Here is a 17,675-nt window from a genome sequence, read left to right as displayed (position 1 = left end):
TACTATCTTTTATGTTTAAAAATTATCCATTACTACGAAGTTTGGCTTTATACCGCTTTATACCATTTCGTTTCGTATTGACGGCGACCTTATTTGTTATTGCAAATATCGGGTTAGCACTTCAACAGTATTCAATCGGACATGCGATTGATACCTTAAAACATGGTGAACGAGAAACCTTATTTCAGCATGCTATCACTGATCCTTTAAATCCTTGGTTTTGGTTCATTCTACTCGCGAGTATTGCCAGTATTAGAGCTGTTATTCAGTATTTGGCAGGGTTAAGTGCATTAACCATTGGCCAGCAACTATTGAGTATTTTAAGAGAAAGAATCTTTAGCCAAGTACAGCATTTAGATGTTTCATGGCACTGGAAACATGGGCTGGGAGAAGTATTATCTCGTACAACACGTGATTCAGATAAATTAAAAGAAGCGCTCATCAATTTTTGGCGACAAGTGTTTGAGTCAAGCTTGGTTGTTACCGTAACCGTTGGGCTCTTGTATTGGTATCATCCTTGGCTCGGTCTAGTTCCTTTATTATTTATTTTTTTAGGGCTTTGGGTTCTATTTAAACTGACCAATCAATTGGTGGTTCTGGACCATCAAGTTGCATCTGCTTATGAAAAAGTCAGCGATACCTTGGCAGAGAGCGTGAATGGAATTCGGGTAGTCAAAGCGTTTCAACTCGAAGAGAAACTTTTACAACGTTTTAACCATGCTGTAGATCTATTTATTCATCATTCTATTCAGACCATCAAGACAAGTGCGAAACGACTTCCTATTCCGCAAGTGATTATTGCGGGTTCTTACTTATGGGTCATTGCTTTTGGTGCTTATTTAATTGGTCAAAATCAGTTGCAAGTAGGGCAATTTGTTGCTGCCATTCTCATGGCAAACTTATTGGTGTTTCGTATTGAAAGCATTGGTCAGGTCTTACATATTTTTGCTGATGCGCGTTCGTCTGCAACAAGAATCTGGCAAATGCTAGATGAGAAGTCCACAATTCAAGATCAACAATATCCTCTAACGTTGCAATGGCGTGATGAGTTAAGCATTAAATTAGAAAATGTCAGCTTTCAGGATAAAACAACAAAAAATTATATTTTAAAGCAATGCAGTGTTGAATTTCGAGCAGGTGAAATCGTTACTGTTGTCGGTAAGACTGGCTCAGGTAAAACGACTTTGATGAATTTACTCAATCGGTTTATTGACCCGACAGAAGGGCAAGTTTTGATTGGCTCTGAGCAAATGGGATGGATGAATATTAAAGATTTAAGCCTATTTGAATTACGTCATTTGGTTCAGATCATTCCTCAAGAAAATTTCTTTTTCAGTGGCACACTGGCAGATAATTTAAGAGTTGCTAAGCAAGATGCAACTGAGCAAGAGATGAAAGAGACTTTACATTTAGCTTCTGCATCTGAACTATTACAACGACTTGATCATGGCTTAGACACATTGATTGGGGACAAGGGCGTTACCTTGTCTGGAGGACAAAAACAACGACTTGCTTTGGCCCGTTCTATTTTAAAAAATTCGCCAATTTTAGCGTTAGATGATTCTACCAGTGCTTTAGATGCGACTACAGAAAAACAAGTTTTACAGCGTCTATCAGCACTTTCTGATGATGGAAACCATTTTAAGAAAACAATCATTATTAACTCTAATAAGCAAACCACGATTGCTTTATCTGATCGAGTGATTGTGCTTGATCAGGGTCACATTATTGCCCAAGGCACACATGCTGAATTGGTTCAAGATTGTTTTTTTTATCGAGAGTTGATGGGTTTTCAGTTAGAGCAGCAGGAGATTGATGCATGACTACCAGTGTTAAAAATTTCCGCCCATTAGCAAAATCAGCTGATCTACAAATCGAAGAAAATTTGGCAAATACCTCAATTCATAGAGGAATGCTAAAAAAACTTATTCCTTTAATTTATCCCATCCGTTACTTGCTGCTTGCTTTAATTGCAGTAGAAATTTTACAAGTGATGAGCGTTTTTGTTCGGCCTTGGGTGGTGAAATATATTTTAGATTCGGGCTTTCAACAAATTGCTGGAAAAATGGTATTGAATCAGCCTGTTTTATTCATTGCGATTAGCATTTTAACCCTAAGTTGGATTTGTCGTTTTGCTTTAGCGGGCGTATCAAAATATCTTTCAGGCCGAGCAGCTTTGAAAGTAATTAATGGTTTAAGACGTTCGTTATTTCAGCATATCCAAAGTTTAAATATTGGCTATTTTGATCGTACCAAGGCTGGCAGAATTATTTCGCGGGCTGATCGTGATGTCGAAATACTAGAGCCTGTTTTAATACAAGGGCCACCAGAGTTACTTTCGGCAATTTTGCGTTGTGGATTAGCTTCAGTACTGCTTTGGCATATCTATCCACCTTTCTTTTGGTGCTTATTTGCGACGCTACCCATTTTATTTGGAATGACCGCTATTTTTAAAAAGTCATCACAAAAACATTGGGGACGAGTTGCGGAGGAACGCAGTCGATTTACTGCTCATTTGGTTGAAACAGTAAATGGAGCAAAAATCATTCAGCAGTTAAATTACACTGAAACCAATCAATCTCGTTATCAAAAATTATTAAAAGACTTTAATAACTCTATTATTTATGGCAGCAAGCGGACCAGTTGGTTTGCTCCCTTTACAGGTTTACTTTCAACTCTAGCTACTGCCGGATTCATTGTGATTGGTAGTTATGCTTATAGTGATGGCATGATTAGTATAGGGCAGTTTGCAGAAAGTATTTTCTATGTGTTTTTATTCTTAGCACCCTTACAGGAACTGACCGATTTATTTGAACGTTATGCCAATGGAGTGGCATGTGCACAACGTATATTTCTACTTTTAGACACTCAATCTACGATTCGGGAACAACCGAATGCGGTGAAGCTTGAACACTTGAACGGTTATATTCGATTTCAGTCGGTAGATTTTGCCTATACTCACAAACCTGTTTTACAAAACTTTAATTTGGACATTGAAGCTGGAAAAATAATTGCAATTGTAGGGCCAACGGGACATGGCAAAAGTACCATGGTTCAGTTGCTAACGCGATTTTATGAACCCCAGCAAGGTGGAGTTTTTCTAGACCGTTATCCAATACAAAGTATTCATCTTGCAAGTTTAAGACAGCATGTGAGTATCGTTTTACAAGATAATGTTTTATTTAGTGGATCTATTTTAGATAACTTACGTCTAGTTCAACCTAATGCTACAGACCAGAAACTTATCCAGGTTATTGAAGACTTAGGGGCAGACGAGATATTGCAACAACTGCCGCAAGGCTATTTCACCGAAGTGGGAGCGCTTGGTAAAAATCTTAGTCATGGACAAAGGCAACTTGTTTGTTTAGTTCGTGCTTATTTGGCAAACCCCAAAATATTAATTCTAGATGAAGCCACCTCTGCAATCGATATTTATACCGAGCAAAAAATACAATATGCGCTCAGACGCTTATGCCAAAATAGAACATGTATTGTCATTGCACATCGGCTGAGTACTATTCGTGAGGCCGACAAAATTGTTGTGATTGAAAATGGCCATGTCGTAGAAGAGGGTTCGCATGAGCAGTTAATACAGCAGCAGTCAGCTTACTTTCAGTTATATCAGTCATATTTACAAAACCAACTTGTTTAAACGTTCTGCAAATTTAACAACTGTAGTTTTATAAACATTTTTTTGAATCATTGTTTAAATTTAAACAATGATTCTTTTATTTAATCTTCTTAATACATTGATAACAAATAATAAAATATTTGGCATCGGCTTTGCTATATCGGTCTAGATCGTTAAGGAAGCCAATATGCGTACATATTTTTCTCAATTCATTCTTCACTCCTCAATTTTTGCACTGAGCACACTCACTGCCTCAATTACTTTGGCAAATGATCAAAAGAATTTGCCAGAGAAAGAGGATGCCATCACATTACAATCTGTGGTTGTCACAGGCTCTAGACGGGCAATTAGTAGCTCACTTGATGCACCTGCACCCGTTGATATTTTAACTGCCAAAGAGTTACAAGAGACTGGTGCGACTGATCTTGCAGCAGCGTTAACAAGGTTGTCTCCTTCGGTAACTTTACCGAGTTCTCCCGCAGGTGGGTTTGGGGCATCGGTTCCGCCAAGTATTGCACTTAGAGGATTATCTGCTGATCAAACTCTAATTTTAATTAATGGAAAACGTCGTCATACATCCGCTTATTTCACCCGCCAAGCCTATGCAGGTGGAAGAGGCGCAGCGGTAACTGACCTAAGTTTAATTCCAGTGAGTGCGATTGAGCGTATAGAGATCTTGCGGGATGGTGCTGCCGCACAATATGGGTCAGATGCAATTGCCGGTGTCGTTAATATTATTTTGAAATCACGAGATCATGGAGGTGGCGTAAGCTATCAAACGGGTGGCTATACTCAAGGAGATGGTGAACAACATAAAGTTAATCTTTGGAAAGGTTTTGCGCTCCCTAATGATGGTGCATTGACGGTTGCACTGGATTTAGGCAAACGTGAAGCGGCAAGTAACACAGCACCAGATACGCGAACTTTTTATGATGGTTCAACCAAGGCTCAATATACAGAACAAAATACACCCTATAGAACTTGGAAATTTGGCTCCCCCGAACAAAAAGATCAAATCAATGTGACTGCCAATCTAGATTTACCTTTGACAGATGACGTTGCACTTTATGGTTTTAGTAGCTATGGACACCGTAAAACAATAGGGGAAAATTTTTATGAGCCACCAACAACCAAAACAGTACTGAATCAATCAAGCTATTTTAAAGAACGTTATCCAGATGGACGCTCACCATTAAGCTTAGTCACTGTAGATGATTTTGCAACGACAGTTGGAGTTAAAAAAGGAGAGCAGAAGTCAGGTAAATATGATCTTTATGCGACCTATGGACAAAATAAAGTCAGCACAGAGCAAGGCAACGGCATTAACCCAAGCTACGGGCCAGATTCTCCTTCAAACTATGACTTGGGTGAAAATATTTTTTCGCAATTAAATACAGGGCTAGATTACAGCCGTGATATTGCTATTGACTGGTTCGCAAGCCCACTCACGTTGTCTACAGGGGTTTTATATCGTTGGGAGCAATATAAGCAAAATGCAGGTGATCCAATTGCCTATACCCGCGGCCCATATTTTAATCCAAGCACAACTTTGGGCGTTGGTGTTCCGGGAATATATGCCGGAATTACAGACCAAGATGAACGAAAAATTAGTCGCGATGTTTACGGTATCTATCTAGATTTAGAAGCAGATATTATTAAAGACTTGAATGTCGGAGCAGCAGTCCGGAGTGAAAAATATTCAGACTTTGGTTCGACCACAAACGGAAAATTATTTGCTAAATATGATGTATCACCTAAATTTACGGTACGTGGTTCAGTAAATACAGGCTATAGAGCGCCGTCATTGGCACAGCAGGGCTATTCGGCTTATAGCGTACAAACTGTGCAGACCCCTTCAGGTTGGCAAGATGTTCAACAAAGAACTTTAGTTGCAGGAAGTGAGGCGGCTTTACTCATTGGTGGAACTTCTCTTAAACCAGAGAAATCGACGAATTATTCTTTAGGTTTTGTTTGGAAGCCACTTGTTAATACATCGGCAACTTTAGACCTTTATCAAATCGATATTAAAAATCGTATTTTGCTTTCAGACAATATTACTGGAAGTGTAATTACCAATGCTTTTGCCAATACACCGTATTCAAATATTGCCAATGTGGCGTTCTTTAATAATTTATTAGATACACGTACTCAAGGCTTAGAGCTCGCGCTTAAGCATGATTTAAACCTTGAACAATATGGCAAGTTAAATCTAAACCTAGGTCTGGCATATAACAAAAATGAAATTACCGAAACTCGAGATTCTATTACCGCAAAAGGTGAGCGAATTCCTGTTTCAAGCATTGCAGGACGAAATACACAAAGCCTGATTGAGTCTGCTGCACCGAAAACAAAGCTAACGCTTGGCGCACTTTGGTCAAATCAAGCATGGAGCGTGAATACGGCAGTCCGTCGCTACGATAAGTGGACCACTTTAAATAACACCAATACTGCACTAGACCAAACCTTTGACCCTCAGTGGATTGCAGATTTGGATATTGGCTACAAAGCGGATGCATTTGTGAAAGGCCTGAAATTCAATTTAGGGGCGATCAATTTATTTAATAGCCATCCTGATCAAGCCAAAGATTCTTCGGTCGGCAACATTGTCAAATATAGTTTTAATGCGCCTGAAGGAGCATTTGGAACGTATTTATATGGCCGCGTAAGTTACGAATTTTAAATCAAAAATGATGAGACAGTTTTTTAAGGTAAATAACAATGCAACATACTTTTTTATCAACTTTATGCAAGTTTTCTTTAATCACAACGATGCTAACTTCAAGTTGTTTGGCGACCGCTCAACAAGCTCCAGCGCCAGAAGATAAATATGGAGATGGCCGAGTTTCCGAGTTTTATACATGGAAATCGGCTATTCCTGAACAGGCAGGAAAATTATTAAAAACAGAAGCGATTCATAATCCTTATATTCGTTTGGCAAATGACAGTCAGGCTATTCGGATTCTCTACAGTTCTACGAGTGGTAAAGATAGCAAAACACCTATTGTGGTTTCAGGAAGTATTCACTTACCGAAAGGAACTCCACCAAAAGAAGGTTGGCCAGTGGTGCTATGGGCACATGGTACGGTCGGTTTGGCCGATGCTTGTGCGCCGTCTTGGAGTGGAAGGTCATACCGAGATGTACAATATTTAAATCGTTGGCTTAAAGAAGGATTTGCGGTCGTTGCCACAGATTACGAAGGATTAGGTGTTGCAGGACCGCACTTGTTAATTAATAACCCAATGCTGGCTTATAGTATTTTAGATAGTGGTAGAGCTGCTTTAAAAACCAAGTTGCCACTTGCTAATAAGTTTGTGATTGTTGGTCAATCACAAGGAGGCGCAGGGGCTGTTGCGGCTTCTTCCTACTCGGCAACGTACGCACCTGACTTAAATATTAAAGGTTCAATTGGTACAGGCGTGATTTATCAAGATCCTGAAGCGACGCCTGAAAAAAATCAGTTAAAGTTAAATCCTTACGAAGTCAGCCCATCACTGGCTTATGGCATCTATAGTTTTTTAGTGACACAAAGTTTATATCCAGAAATTAAAACAGAGGATATTTTCACTCTTGAAGCTGCTCCTTTAGTTGAACAAGCAAGAAATGCCTGCTTAACAAGTTTTATGGGAGATATTCAAACCGCCGGGCTTTCGCCAGCACAAGCATATAAACCTAATCCGCCTGCAAGCTATAAAAAGCTGCAAGAGAAACAGTCAAATGATTATGGTTATTACCCTACATTAAAAATCAGTCATCCATTATTTATTGGAACAGGGGCAAATGACCGAACTCCAGATGCTCGTTCTCAAATGAAACTAGTGGCAGATGCTTGTAAAGCAGGTACAGTGGTCGAAGGTCATTTGTATCATGGCTTAGGACATAGCGAAACTGTGAATGCCTCCTTAAAAGATTCAATTCCGTTTGCTAAAAAGGTGATTGCGGGAGAGAAAATTCAGGCTATTTGTAAACCTGACTTGCAATAAAAGATGAACTAAAGATTTTCTCACTGAAGAAAATCTTTATTAAAAAAAGCCGCTCTTCAAAGATATTGAATAAGCGGCTTTTTTCTTTAAATGTTTAAGCGATTTGTTTTAATTTTTTGGCTGCTTCTTTTCGTACAGCGGGGATAATATAACGACCATAATCGACCGTATCATAGATCGGATCGTAGCCCCGATTTAAGAAAGTCGTCACCCCTAAATCTACATAATCAAGTAATGAGGCAATAATGGTGTCTGGCGTACCAACCAGGGCAGTCGTATCGCCATAAGCCCCTACAGCAGTTGCGGTTGGCATCCATAATGCGCGGTCATGTCGATCACCTTGCTGGGCTGCTGCCAATAAGCGCTGTGAACCGATGCCTTTGATTTTATGTCCTGATAATGTGCCGTTATTTTGAAAAGTCGGATTATTTTGAATATCTGCAAGAATCTGTTCTGCTCGTTGCCAAGCAAGTTCTTCAGTTGCACCAATAATAAGACGTACAGATAAGCTAACAGGAGGCTGCGGTTTATTGGCTTTTTCTGCGGCGAGCTTCAATTTAGTAATTTGCTCTTTTACTCCAGCCAGTGGTTCACCCCATAGTGAATAGAGATCTGCATGGCGAACTGCAATATCATAAGCGATGTCTGATGAGCCACCGAATGAAATCGGGATTGTACCGTTGACTGGCTTTAACGGGCAAAAAGCATTATCTAACTTAAAGTATTTACCTTCATAGCTAATCGGTTGATCGCTTTTCCAAAGTTTCTGGATGATATCTAGATATTCACCCGCCCGTTCATAGCGCTGAACTTTATCAACAATATAATCACCTTCTTGAGGCTCCGCTGTAATTCCCGTAATTGCATGTAAACGAATTCTTCCACCACCTGTAGTTTGGTCAAGCGTAGCAAAAGAACGCGCAGCTAGATTTGGAGTGAGGAGTGCAGGACGATGGGCAATCATAAATCCAAGACGTTCTGTATGTTGGGCAAGGTATGCCGCGATTTGTGTACTGTCTGGACTAGTTGGTCCGCTAGCAATTAAGACTTTATCAAAACCCGCATATTCATGTGCCCGTGCGTGGTAACGTAGATATTCGAGGTCAATTTTATGGCCAATTCGCGTTCCTTTTGTTTCAGACCATTGGTTAGGGAAAACCATACCTACAAATTCGATGCTCATTATTAAACCTATTTTATGGATTTTAAATGAATGAGCAAAATAAATGCCAAGCTTTATACCTATATAAATCAAATATAGGAATGGATTATAATTTTTTAGAGTGTTTGTATTTAATCAAAAAGACAACATTGTGTTTGAGAAGCAACATATCATAAAAAAAGAATTGTGTTTATTTTTAATTTATAAGAGAAAATATTTTCAGAATAAAATAGGTGAATTTTGGATTAAATATATTTATTTGTTATTTATTAAAAAACGCACTGAAATGTAATATAGCCTTTTAGAATGCTTATATCATAAGTTTTATGGGGTAATTATGAAGACCTTTTTAGATAATGATTATAAAGTAATTACTTTGCCTGATAATGGTGTTCCTGTAAAACCAATAAGAGCAAAAGCAATTATCTTTTCAGATCAAAACTCCCGTAAATTATTAAATCAAGTTGAAACGATTGCTCCAAGCTCTGCTAGTGTCATCATTCAAGGAGAGTCTGGGACAGGTAAAGAGTTAATTGCACGCGAAATTCATTTGAAAAGTGATCGTAAAAATAAGCCTTTTCTTGCAGTCAATTGTGGTGCTTTGGTCGAGACTCTTGCTGAGTCTGAATTGTTTGGCTATGAAGCTGGCGCTTTTACGGGTGCAAACAAAACTCGAGCTGGTATTTTTGAAACAGCCGATGGTGGTACTTTATTTTTAGATGAAGTAGGTGAGTTGCCTCTATCGTTACAAGTTAAGCTATTAAGGGTGTTGCAAGAAAAAGAAGTCGTACGTGTGGGTGGTCGAAAACCAATTCCCATTAATGTCCGTATTTTGTCGGGGACGCACGTCGATCTACGTAAAGCTGTAGCAGAAAATAAGTTTCGTCTAGATTTATATTATCGCTTGAACGTGGTTGTGCTTAATATTTTGCCACTGCGTGAACGTAAAGGAGATATTTTACCTCTGGTTGATTTCTTCTTAAGTTCATATTCTCAGAAGCTCATTACCACTAAGCCAAATATTAGTGATAGAGCAAGAAATGCGCTGCTGAACTATAGCTGGCCAGGCAACATTCGTGAGCTAGAAAACAATATTCACTATGCTTTGCTGGTGAGTGGCGGTAAAACAATTGATCTTGAGCATTTAAGATTTTCTGAGGAACCGGGTTCTGCCGTGTTACCAGACAATGATCTTATTCAAGAGTTTGAAAGTATCTTGAAGCGTTTGTTTCAAGAATATGATGGGGAAGCATGGCATATTATTGAAGATAAAATAGTAAATACTGCATTTTCAAGTTGCTGGAACAATCAGGTCAAGACAGCAAAAATGTTAGGCCTATCGCGTAATGTTTTACGTAATCTTTTATCAAGATATAACTTACTACCTAATAAGAATGAAAATGAAATTGCTTAAGGGTTTTACATAGAAAAAACATCCATTTTTTAATGGATGTTTTTTTGCGTTGTGAATTTTGTGACCCATAAACCCAATTCAAATAACAACCACATTGGGACTGCAAGAGCAAGCATGCTAAAAACATCAGGAGGGGTAATAAACATTGCAATAAAAAAGAAGAATACAATGATGTGCTTACGATGTGCTTCTAGCTGTTGAATAGAAATAAGACCAATAAAAATAAGAATATAAGTTAAAACTGGAATTTGAAATGCTAGACCAAAAGCAAGAAAAAGCTTTAAACAAAAATCTAGATAGCTATTGATATCCGTCATCGGTAACACATTATCAGGCGATGCCAAGACGAAAAACTTTAAAGCGAGAGGCAAAATTAAAGTGTAGGCAAACACAATTCCTAAATAAAATAGAAGGTTACTCGAAAGCACAAGTGCTATACCGAATCTTTTTTCTTTTTGATAAAGAGCTGGAGCAACAAATTGCCAAAATTGATAAAGAATAAAGGGAATGCTTAATAAAATCGCAAAATAAATATTGAGCTTAAATGGTGCTAAAAATGTACTCATTACATCTGTCGCAATCATGGTGGAATTGCTAGGAAGTAATGAAATTAAAGGATGAGCAAGAAAATAGTAGTTCTTCTGAGCAAGCGGAAGTAATAATAAAAAAATCGCTAAAACAATACTAATGCTATAGATCAGCCGTTTTCTTAATTCTTTTAAATGTTCGCTATATTTCATTTCAGTGAGGCTTTCACTGACAATATGTTCCGTCATGCAGCTTGATCCTCACTGAATTTATTGGCTGTTTTAAAATAAGCTAAAAATGGTGTCTTTAACTCATCTTGTGAACGGGTATAGATATAGTCGTTGATGCGCCGTGCTTTGGTTTTTTGTTCCGTAAAAACAGATGTTTGTACATTTTCAATTTCTTGTTGCATAAGAGCGAGTTGTTGTTTGAGCTGCTCTTCATTTTGTTTTATTTTTTGCAGCTCTTCTTGCATAACTCTCTTAAGTTCGATCAGGTCAAGTTCGTTTTCGATATCATTTTGAATTTTACTAATTTGGTTTTTAACTGCTCTGTATTTGAGGAGGACTGATCTTAACGTGTGAGGAAGTTTTTCAGGTCCTAAAATAATAAGCGCAATAATTGCAAAAGCTAATAACTCTCCAAAGCTGATATTAAACATAATAATAAATCACTCATATTTTATTTTGTTTTTCATTATGTGATTCAACTGGACTAATATCTTTGTATTGTTGGTTTTGCAATAATTTTTGATCTTCAGAATTAACGGAATCTTTAAAATCTTTAATTGCACCACCTAGGTCCTTACCTAGATTTTTTAATTTTGAAGTTCCAAATAATAAAATAACAATCACTGCAAACAGTAAAATATGCCAAATAGATAAACCCATTTTCTCTATCCTATATTAATTAAATGTAAACAACATTAATATCACGATATTATCTGTTTTCTAAATCATATTAATATCGATCAATATTCAAATTAATTATGCTGTGTGATCTAGCATATTAAGTGCCTGATTGCGAAAACCAAATAAAAGTTCACTTTCTTTATGTCGAGGATGTGTCAACGGAACTTGAATAATTTCTTTAATTTTTCCTGGTCGGGCTGACATCACAATGACACGGTCTCCAAGATAGACAGCTTCTTCAATATCATGAGTGACTAAAATCATAGTGATTTTTTCGTGTTGCCAGATACGCTGAAGTTCAGCTTGTAAGTGACCCCGTGTGATGGCATCTAAAGCGCCAAAAGGCTCATCCAAAAGTAAAATATCGGGTTTATTGACGAGTCCACGGGCAATTGCAACACGTTGTGCCATGCCACCAGAAAGCTCATGTGGATACGCCTTTTCAAAACCCTTCAGCCCGACAATTTCTATATGTTCATTTACCCGTAAATTTCTCTCTTCACGGGTGAGTGGAGTCTCCTCAAGTGCTAAATGGATATTTTCAAAAACAGTAAGCCATGGAAGTAATCGGTGTTCTTGAAAGATAAGACCACGTTTTAAATCTGTGCCTTTTATCTGGGTTTGATTCAGTAAAATTTCACCGTCATAGTCTTGATCCAATCCAGCAATAAGACGTAATAGTGTTGATTTTCCACAGCCACTACTACCAACAATCGAGATAAATTCACCTTGCTCAATGTTGAGATTAATACCATCTAAAACGGTCAAAGTATTTTGATCACGTTGAAAAGATTTATTGAGTTTTTTAATAGAAAGTAGTGAGAACGACATATAAATTCCTAACAATATTTTTTAAAAAGACAAATTAGGTACGCCATTGCAGCAGGCGTTTTGAAATAAGATGAATACCTGCTGTCATAAAGGCCCCACAAAGGGTAACCGTTATGGCGCAAACCAACAGAATATCCATTTCGGCATTAATCTCGGCTTTCATCATTAAGTTGCCAAGTCCAGCACCTGCATTGAATAGCAATTCACTTGCTGTAGTGGTGATCCAAGTAAAGGGCACCGCTAAATTTAGACCAGTTAAAATATGGGGTAGGGCTTGGGGAAGGCGTATTTTTTTAAATTTTCGCCAGAATGAAAATTGATAAATACGTGCGATTTCATCGTATTTTGCATCATTGTGGCTAAGGCCCTGAAATGTATTAATCACTAATGGAAAAAACGAGGCAAGCGCGATAATAAAGATTTTTGCTTCTTCTCCATTACCAAACCATAAGGCAATTAAAGGTGTTAAACCCAGTAACGGAACTTGTCGAATACTGTTAAATAGTGGAGAAACTAAAGCATTTAAAACTTTTGAATAGGCAAGCAAAGTACCTAAAATTAATCCGCTTATCGAACCTAAGATAAATCCTATTCCGGCTTTTTTAAGACTTCCCCATGTGTTTAGCCACAATTCACCTGTTTCAAGCAATTTGATAAATGCGAAATAAATGTTTTGCAAAGGAACAAATGCATAGGCATGACTAGCACCTAAGCTTGAGTTGTATTGCCATAAGCCTAATAACAATAATGGCAGTACTAAGCCTTGTACTAAAATAATTGGCCGTTGCCATGATTGTTTTAAAGTAAATGAACGCTGAGACATTATTTATTTCTCCCCCGAACTAAGCGCAGGTGAGATAAAGCGTTGTTCCACTAAACGTAAAACTTTATCTAAACCAAAGCCCACTAGGCCTGTGATAAACACACCAACCATTACAACATCTAAGCGTAACATTTGACGTCCCAGTTCCATCATTTGCCCAATACCCGTTCCAGCTGCCAGTAGTTCAACAGCAACTAAAATCAACCATGCGCGACCAAGTGCAATGCGTAATCCACCAATTAACGGCGGGAGTATGGATGGAAGAATAATAAGCCTGAGCCAAGCACGTGTTTTAAGCTGGTAGATTTGTCCTAGTTCAATATATTTTTTAGGAATATTCTTGACTGCATCGGCCGTTGCTAATGCAATTGGAAAAAAGCAGGCTTTGATAATCAGTAAAATTTTAAATAATTCACCAATCCCAAAAACTAAAATAAAAATAGGAATAAGGACAAAGATTGGAATTTGATAAAAAACGTTAAATAAAATATAGGTATAATTGCGAAATAGAGTATTTGCCCCGTAAGCAATACCAAAAGCAATTGCACTGATTGCTGCAATAGAAAATCCCAAAAACAAACGTGAAAGACTATCTTTGAGATGCATTTGAAGCTCACCGCTTTGTAACAACGCGATGAAAGTATTCCAGACAGTTTTAGGTGGCACCAAAATTTGGGTTGGGAAAATCTGTAAAGAACTAATCAAATGCCAAATGAGTAATACTAATAAGGGTGAAATCACAGAGAGCAGCCCATATACCTTTTTAGAAGAAAATTTCTTACGGAGTGGGGTTTTAAATAAAACGTTATTTTGCTCAATAAGTGGCTTTACTAGTATTTTCATTGTCTAGTTTCCCTGCTTATTTGAGGCATGATTGGCCTGTAAATTTTGAATCGCTTGACGGGTAAACTTCGGATTCAACAGTTCATCTGCTTTGATTGGGGTTTGAATAAGCTGATTTTTCACTGCGTGATTAATGACTTTTGAATAATGCTGTTTCAGAAAGTCGACTTGATAGTCTGGAGACCAGTCTTGTTGCCATGTGCTTGCCGTGTTCTGGCTTTCACGTTGAATCACACTAAGAGGTTGGCCAAACTTGGTTTGACTTTGCTGAAACTCATCTTGATGGTGTGCAATCCAATCCATTGCACGTACTGTCGCATCAGCGAGTAATTGTGTGGTGTCTGGGTGTTGCTCGATATAACTTTTACTGCCCCAGAGTTCAGCACGCATTTTCCAGTCTTGTGGCAAAGATTGTGACGACCAAATGATTTTACCCAGATGGCGATCTTGCAAAGTAAGCGCATCACTTAAGGTAAAAAAGGCATCTACACTTTTGGCAGATAAAGCAGCAGCCCCAGCTTGCGGGTTTAAATTCACAATTTGAAAGTCTTTTAAGCTTAGTCCTTTACTTTGTATGAGTTGCCCAAAGTTAATTTCCCACGGACGGCCACGATGTAATGCAATTTTTTTACCTTTTAATTCCTCAATGGATTTAATAGGTGAATTCGCTGGAACAATAAGGTAGACGTTATTACCTATACCTCCGGGTACAACAATTTGCGTTTTAACGCCTGTTGCATTGAGCACTACAGCAGGAAGGTTTCCGTAAAAAGCAAAATCGATTTTATTATTTATAAAACTTTCATTGACCAGAGTTGCCACGGCAGCAGTCGTCACAGGTTCCCACTTTAATTCAATGTGATTTTGCTTTAAGGCTTTTAGAAAAATTTGATCTTGTGAAATCAGTTGTGGCACACCAATAAAGTCCAAACTACCCGAAGTACCATTGGCAACGACTGCAATTCGGAGTTGTTGCTGTTCAGACTGTTTTTGGGTGGACTCTTCGGTTTTTTGTGCGCCACAAGCAACGAGACCCAAAAAACTGAAACCTAAAAGTAGACGTGGAAAAATACGCATATCATCATAAGAATTAAAAAAATATACTGGTATAGAGCAAGAACTAAGCCAATAAAATAATTACAAATAAATCAATTAATTATAAATTTTTAGAATTATTATTGAAGTTAAATACCATAGTTGTGTTGTGATTGAGACACTCGTTAGTGTTTAAGTGTTGAAATATCAACACAGCATTTAAACCCGATTTTATAATAGTTATATAAAACAGATGCATAGATGGAAATTAATTTAAAAAAATATCGGCATGATTCCTGCTCATAAGACTTTTAACGAATTAAATATCGTCAAATCTTTAAATTATCGAGATTCATTATGTCAGTTGAGTTTTTATGGAGAATCCCTGTTCATGGGGATGGTCGTCGAGCACATCAATTACACACACGCGGTGAATGGAATCAATTAACTCCAGCAGTTCAATCTCCACAACGTGTTGCGCCGCAACATGAGGATCAGTTATTTGCTTACTATGACTATGTCGAGCAAGTGGCGAAAGCAGCCGATATTGTTGGTTTTCATGGTGCACTCATTCCTGCTTTTCCACATACTGAAGAACCATGGGTGTTAGCGTCTGCACTGGCAAGAGAAACTAAAAGACTTCGTTTGCTCATCGCAATTCAGCCTTGGTTTATTCATCCTACTTATGCAAGTCAAATGGCTGCAAGTTTGCAGCGTTTAAGTCAGGGACGAGTAGAGTGGAATGTAATTTCAGGTGGAGGCGGTGCGCAGCAACGCGCATATGGGGACTTTATTGAACATGATCAACGCTATGCACGGACCAATGAGTTTTTAGAATTTGTGAAAGGTTATTCACACCATGCACCTTTCAATTACGATGGAAAGTTTTTCCATGTTGAACAAGGTGGCCTGAAATACCCAATGAATCAATATGACGTTCCACGTTTATGGTTAGCAGGTGCAAGCGATGCAGCTTTACAAGTCGCAGGACGTCACGCAGATATCCACTTAACTTGGGGCGAACCTGTAGACCAACAGAAGAAAGTGATCGAACAGGCTCAAAACTTCTTTGAGCAGAATTCGCCGGAACGCAAAGTTAAATTTGGCATGCGTATTGATATTTTAGCACGACCAACCCAAGAACAAGCCTTCCAAGAGCTTAAACAAATGTATGAAACCATTGCTGTCGATAGTAATGCTTTTGAACGTAAAGACACTGAATCTGTAGGAGCAAAGCGCCAGCAAGCCTTAGCACAAGGCAACCGTTTTGAAGACCTATTTGTGAGTCCGAATGTGTGGGCGGGAATGTCAAATGTACGAGGCGGCCCAAACTGTATTTTAGTCGGGAGCTATAAGCAAGTCGCAGAACGTTTGCAAGAATATATTGATATTGGGGTGGGACATTTTATTTTAGCCAGTAACCCGCATTTAGAAGAAGCATATCGAGTGGCTGAAGAAGTCTTACCCTTAGTAGGATATAAATTAAAATAATAAACTTAGATCCCTTTGCGATATCAAAGGGATCTTGTTGTTTGAACAGCATAACACTGTCTGAAAACCAACATCTTTTGTATCAACCATTTAAAAAATACAAATTAAATTAATAAAAAATAATAACTTATAGTTTTGGCATAGCTTGTGCAATTTACGACTTAATCTTTTATTTTTAGTTTAAATTTTTATGCGTGATCAAATCTTTAATCCCCATAAGCGGGCTTTGCTCTTTGAGCAATTTGCGACAGTTGCAGCCACAACTGAACTTGCAGATCCGTTTGCACGGCATGATCAAGATGTTATTCAACCTGCTCCAGTGAAGTTGAATAAAGTCTTAATCGCAATTATAGCTGTTGCTTCAGCACATCTTGGAATTTGGTATGTCGCAAAACAATTGCCAACACCAGCTTTAGATATTCATAAACCTGAACCTGTGGTGATTGAAATCGTAAAACTGGTTGAACCACCTAAAGTGATTGAACCCAAAATTCCACCGATTACTGAAAAACCAAAAGTTCCACCTGTGGTGGAAAAACCCAAGCCAATTCCTAAACAGGCTGAACAGCCCAAACCTATCCAAAAAAGCGTGGAGCAACCTAAGCCAGTTGCAAAAGCGGTAGCTGCACCAACTCCACAAAAAGTTGCAGAACCTGTGGTCACAAAAGAAGTAGTCGCGGAACCGGTTAAAAAAGTGGCTGAGCCTGTAAAAGCGTCAGATGACAATTTACCTGTGACTGAAGCCAAAGGTTATGCCGGATATCTCAGTAACCCTGCACCTGAATACCCTGAACAAGCTTTAGAACGTGGTTGGGAAGGCTCAGTCATTTTACGGGTCAAAGTATTAGCAAATGGCAGCCCGGATACAGTCAGTGTCAAGCAAAGTAGTGGCAAAAAACTTCTAGACAGTGCTGCCGTAAGAACAGTAAAGCAATGGAAATTTTCACCTGCGCTAAAAGGGAAAACCCCTGTAGAAGGCTGGGTCGATGTTCCAATTCATTATCAATTACCGAAATAAAATTTAA

Annotated in this window: 15 protein-coding genes; 7 read left to right on the top strand and 8 right to left on the bottom strand. The window is 38.3% G+C overall.

Going from position 1 to position 17,675, the window contains the following annotated elements:
* Positions 1 to 11 precede the first annotated feature (11 nt).
* The 4 genes from MMY79_RS09690 (at position 12) to MMY79_RS09670 (ending at position 7,612) form a co-directional block, all read left to right on the top strand.
* On the top strand, positions 12 to 1,823 hold the full coding sequence (locus tag MMY79_RS09690) for an ABC transporter ATP-binding protein (protein ID WP_252613499.1): 1,812 nt from the start codon (positions 12 to 14) through the stop codon (positions 1,821 to 1,823).
* Positions 1,820 to 3,652, top strand: a complete 1,833-nt coding sequence (locus tag MMY79_RS09685) for an ABC transporter ATP-binding protein (RefSeq protein ID WP_252613375.1) — start codon at positions 1,820 to 1,822, stop codon at positions 3,650 to 3,652. Before MMY79_RS09690 ends, MMY79_RS09685 begins: the two co-directional genes overlap by 4 nt.
* Positions 3,653 to 3,818: 166 nt before the next feature.
* Positions 3,819 to 6,311: a TonB-dependent receptor gene (locus MMY79_RS09675; RefSeq protein WP_252613371.1), complete on the top strand. Its 2,493-nt coding sequence runs from the start codon at positions 3,819 to 3,821 to the stop codon at positions 6,309 to 6,311.
* An 89-nt stretch (positions 6,312 to 6,400) separates the two neighbouring features.
* Entirely contained in the window at positions 6,401 to 7,612 is a 1,212-nt protein-coding gene (locus MMY79_RS09670) for a lipase family protein (protein ID WP_252613497.1), read from the top strand.
* A 94-nt stretch (positions 7,613 to 7,706) separates the two neighbouring features.
* Here the strand turns inward: MMY79_RS09670 and MMY79_RS09665 are convergent, their stop codons facing one another.
* Positions 7,707 to 8,795 carry an LLM class flavin-dependent oxidoreductase gene (locus MMY79_RS09665; protein ID WP_252613369.1) on the bottom strand — a complete coding sequence of 363 codons (1,089 nt, stop codon included), beginning with the start codon at positions 8,793 to 8,795 and terminating at the stop codon, positions 7,707 to 7,709.
* 316 nt (positions 8,796 to 9,111) lie between these two features.
* On the opposite strand from MMY79_RS09665, the gene MMY79_RS09660 reads away from it, so the two are divergent.
* Positions 9,112 to 10,188 (top strand): sigma-54 dependent transcriptional regulator, encoded by a 1,077-nt coding sequence (locus MMY79_RS09660; protein WP_125542525.1) that lies wholly within the window; start codon positions 9,112 to 9,114, stop codon positions 10,186 to 10,188.
* Positions 10,189 to 10,217: 29 nt separating this feature from the next.
* Here the strand turns inward: MMY79_RS09660 and tatC are convergent, their stop codons facing one another.
* The 7 genes from tatC to MMY79_RS09625 all read right to left on the bottom strand — a co-directional run bounded on the left by tatC (position 10,218) and on the right by MMY79_RS09625 (position 15,201).
* Positions 10,218 to 10,964, bottom strand: coding sequence for a twin-arginine translocase subunit TatC (gene tatC, locus MMY79_RS09655; protein WP_252613367.1), 747 nt, complete (start codon positions 10,962 to 10,964; stop codon positions 10,218 to 10,220).
* On the bottom strand, positions 10,961 to 11,377 hold the full coding sequence (gene tatB / locus MMY79_RS09650) for a Sec-independent protein translocase protein TatB (protein ID WP_252613365.1): 417 nt from the start codon (positions 11,375 to 11,377) through the stop codon (positions 10,961 to 10,963). Before tatB ends, tatC begins: the two co-directional genes overlap by 4 nt.
* A 13-nt stretch (positions 11,378 to 11,390) precedes the next feature.
* Positions 11,391 to 11,606, bottom strand: coding sequence for a Sec-independent protein translocase subunit TatA (locus MMY79_RS09645; RefSeq protein WP_057076283.1), 216 nt, complete (start codon positions 11,604 to 11,606; stop codon positions 11,391 to 11,393).
* Between the two features lie 96 nt (positions 11,607 to 11,702).
* Positions 11,703 to 12,473, bottom strand: a complete 771-nt coding sequence (locus MMY79_RS09640; protein ID WP_252613363.1) for an ABC transporter ATP-binding protein — start codon at positions 12,471 to 12,473, stop codon at positions 11,703 to 11,705.
* A 19-nt stretch (positions 12,474 to 12,492) separates the two neighbouring features.
* The gene (locus MMY79_RS09635) at positions 12,493 to 13,281 is read right to left on the bottom strand and encodes an ABC transporter permease (RefSeq protein ID WP_032028785.1); all 789 of its coding nucleotides are present in this window, start codon (positions 13,279 to 13,281) and stop codon (positions 12,493 to 12,495) included.
* A 3-nt stretch (positions 13,282 to 13,284) separates the two neighbouring features.
* Entirely contained in the window at positions 13,285 to 14,124 is an 840-nt protein-coding gene (locus MMY79_RS09630; protein WP_252613361.1) for an ABC transporter permease, read from the bottom strand.
* A 3-nt stretch (positions 14,125 to 14,127) separates the two neighbouring features.
* Positions 14,128 to 15,201, bottom strand: a complete 1,074-nt coding sequence (locus MMY79_RS09625) for an ABC transporter substrate-binding protein (protein WP_252613359.1) — start codon at positions 15,199 to 15,201, stop codon at positions 14,128 to 14,130.
* Positions 15,202 to 15,516: 315 nt separating this feature from the next.
* Here MMY79_RS09625 and MMY79_RS09620 point away from each other — a divergent pair, with 315 nt between their 5' ends.
* Both MMY79_RS09620 and MMY79_RS09615 read left to right on the top strand, forming a co-directional pair.
* Positions 15,517 to 16,650 carry an LLM class flavin-dependent oxidoreductase gene (locus MMY79_RS09620; protein ID WP_252613357.1) on the top strand — a complete coding sequence of 378 codons (1,134 nt, stop codon included), beginning with the start codon at positions 15,517 to 15,519 and terminating at the stop codon, positions 16,648 to 16,650.
* Positions 16,651 to 16,840: 190 nt separating this feature from the next.
* Positions 16,841 to 17,668 (top strand): energy transducer TonB, encoded by an 828-nt coding sequence (locus MMY79_RS09615; RefSeq protein ID WP_252613355.1) that lies wholly within the window; start codon positions 16,841 to 16,843, stop codon positions 17,666 to 17,668.
* Positions 17,669 to 17,675: the final 7 nt, after the last annotated feature.

Source organism: Acinetobacter sp. XS-4 (assembly GCF_023920705.1).
In the GTDB taxonomy this organism is placed as follows: domain Bacteria; phylum Pseudomonadota; class Gammaproteobacteria; order Pseudomonadales; family Moraxellaceae; genus Acinetobacter.
Note: the sequence above shows the minus strand (reverse complement) of the source record. Positions and strands in the feature narration are given on the sequence as shown.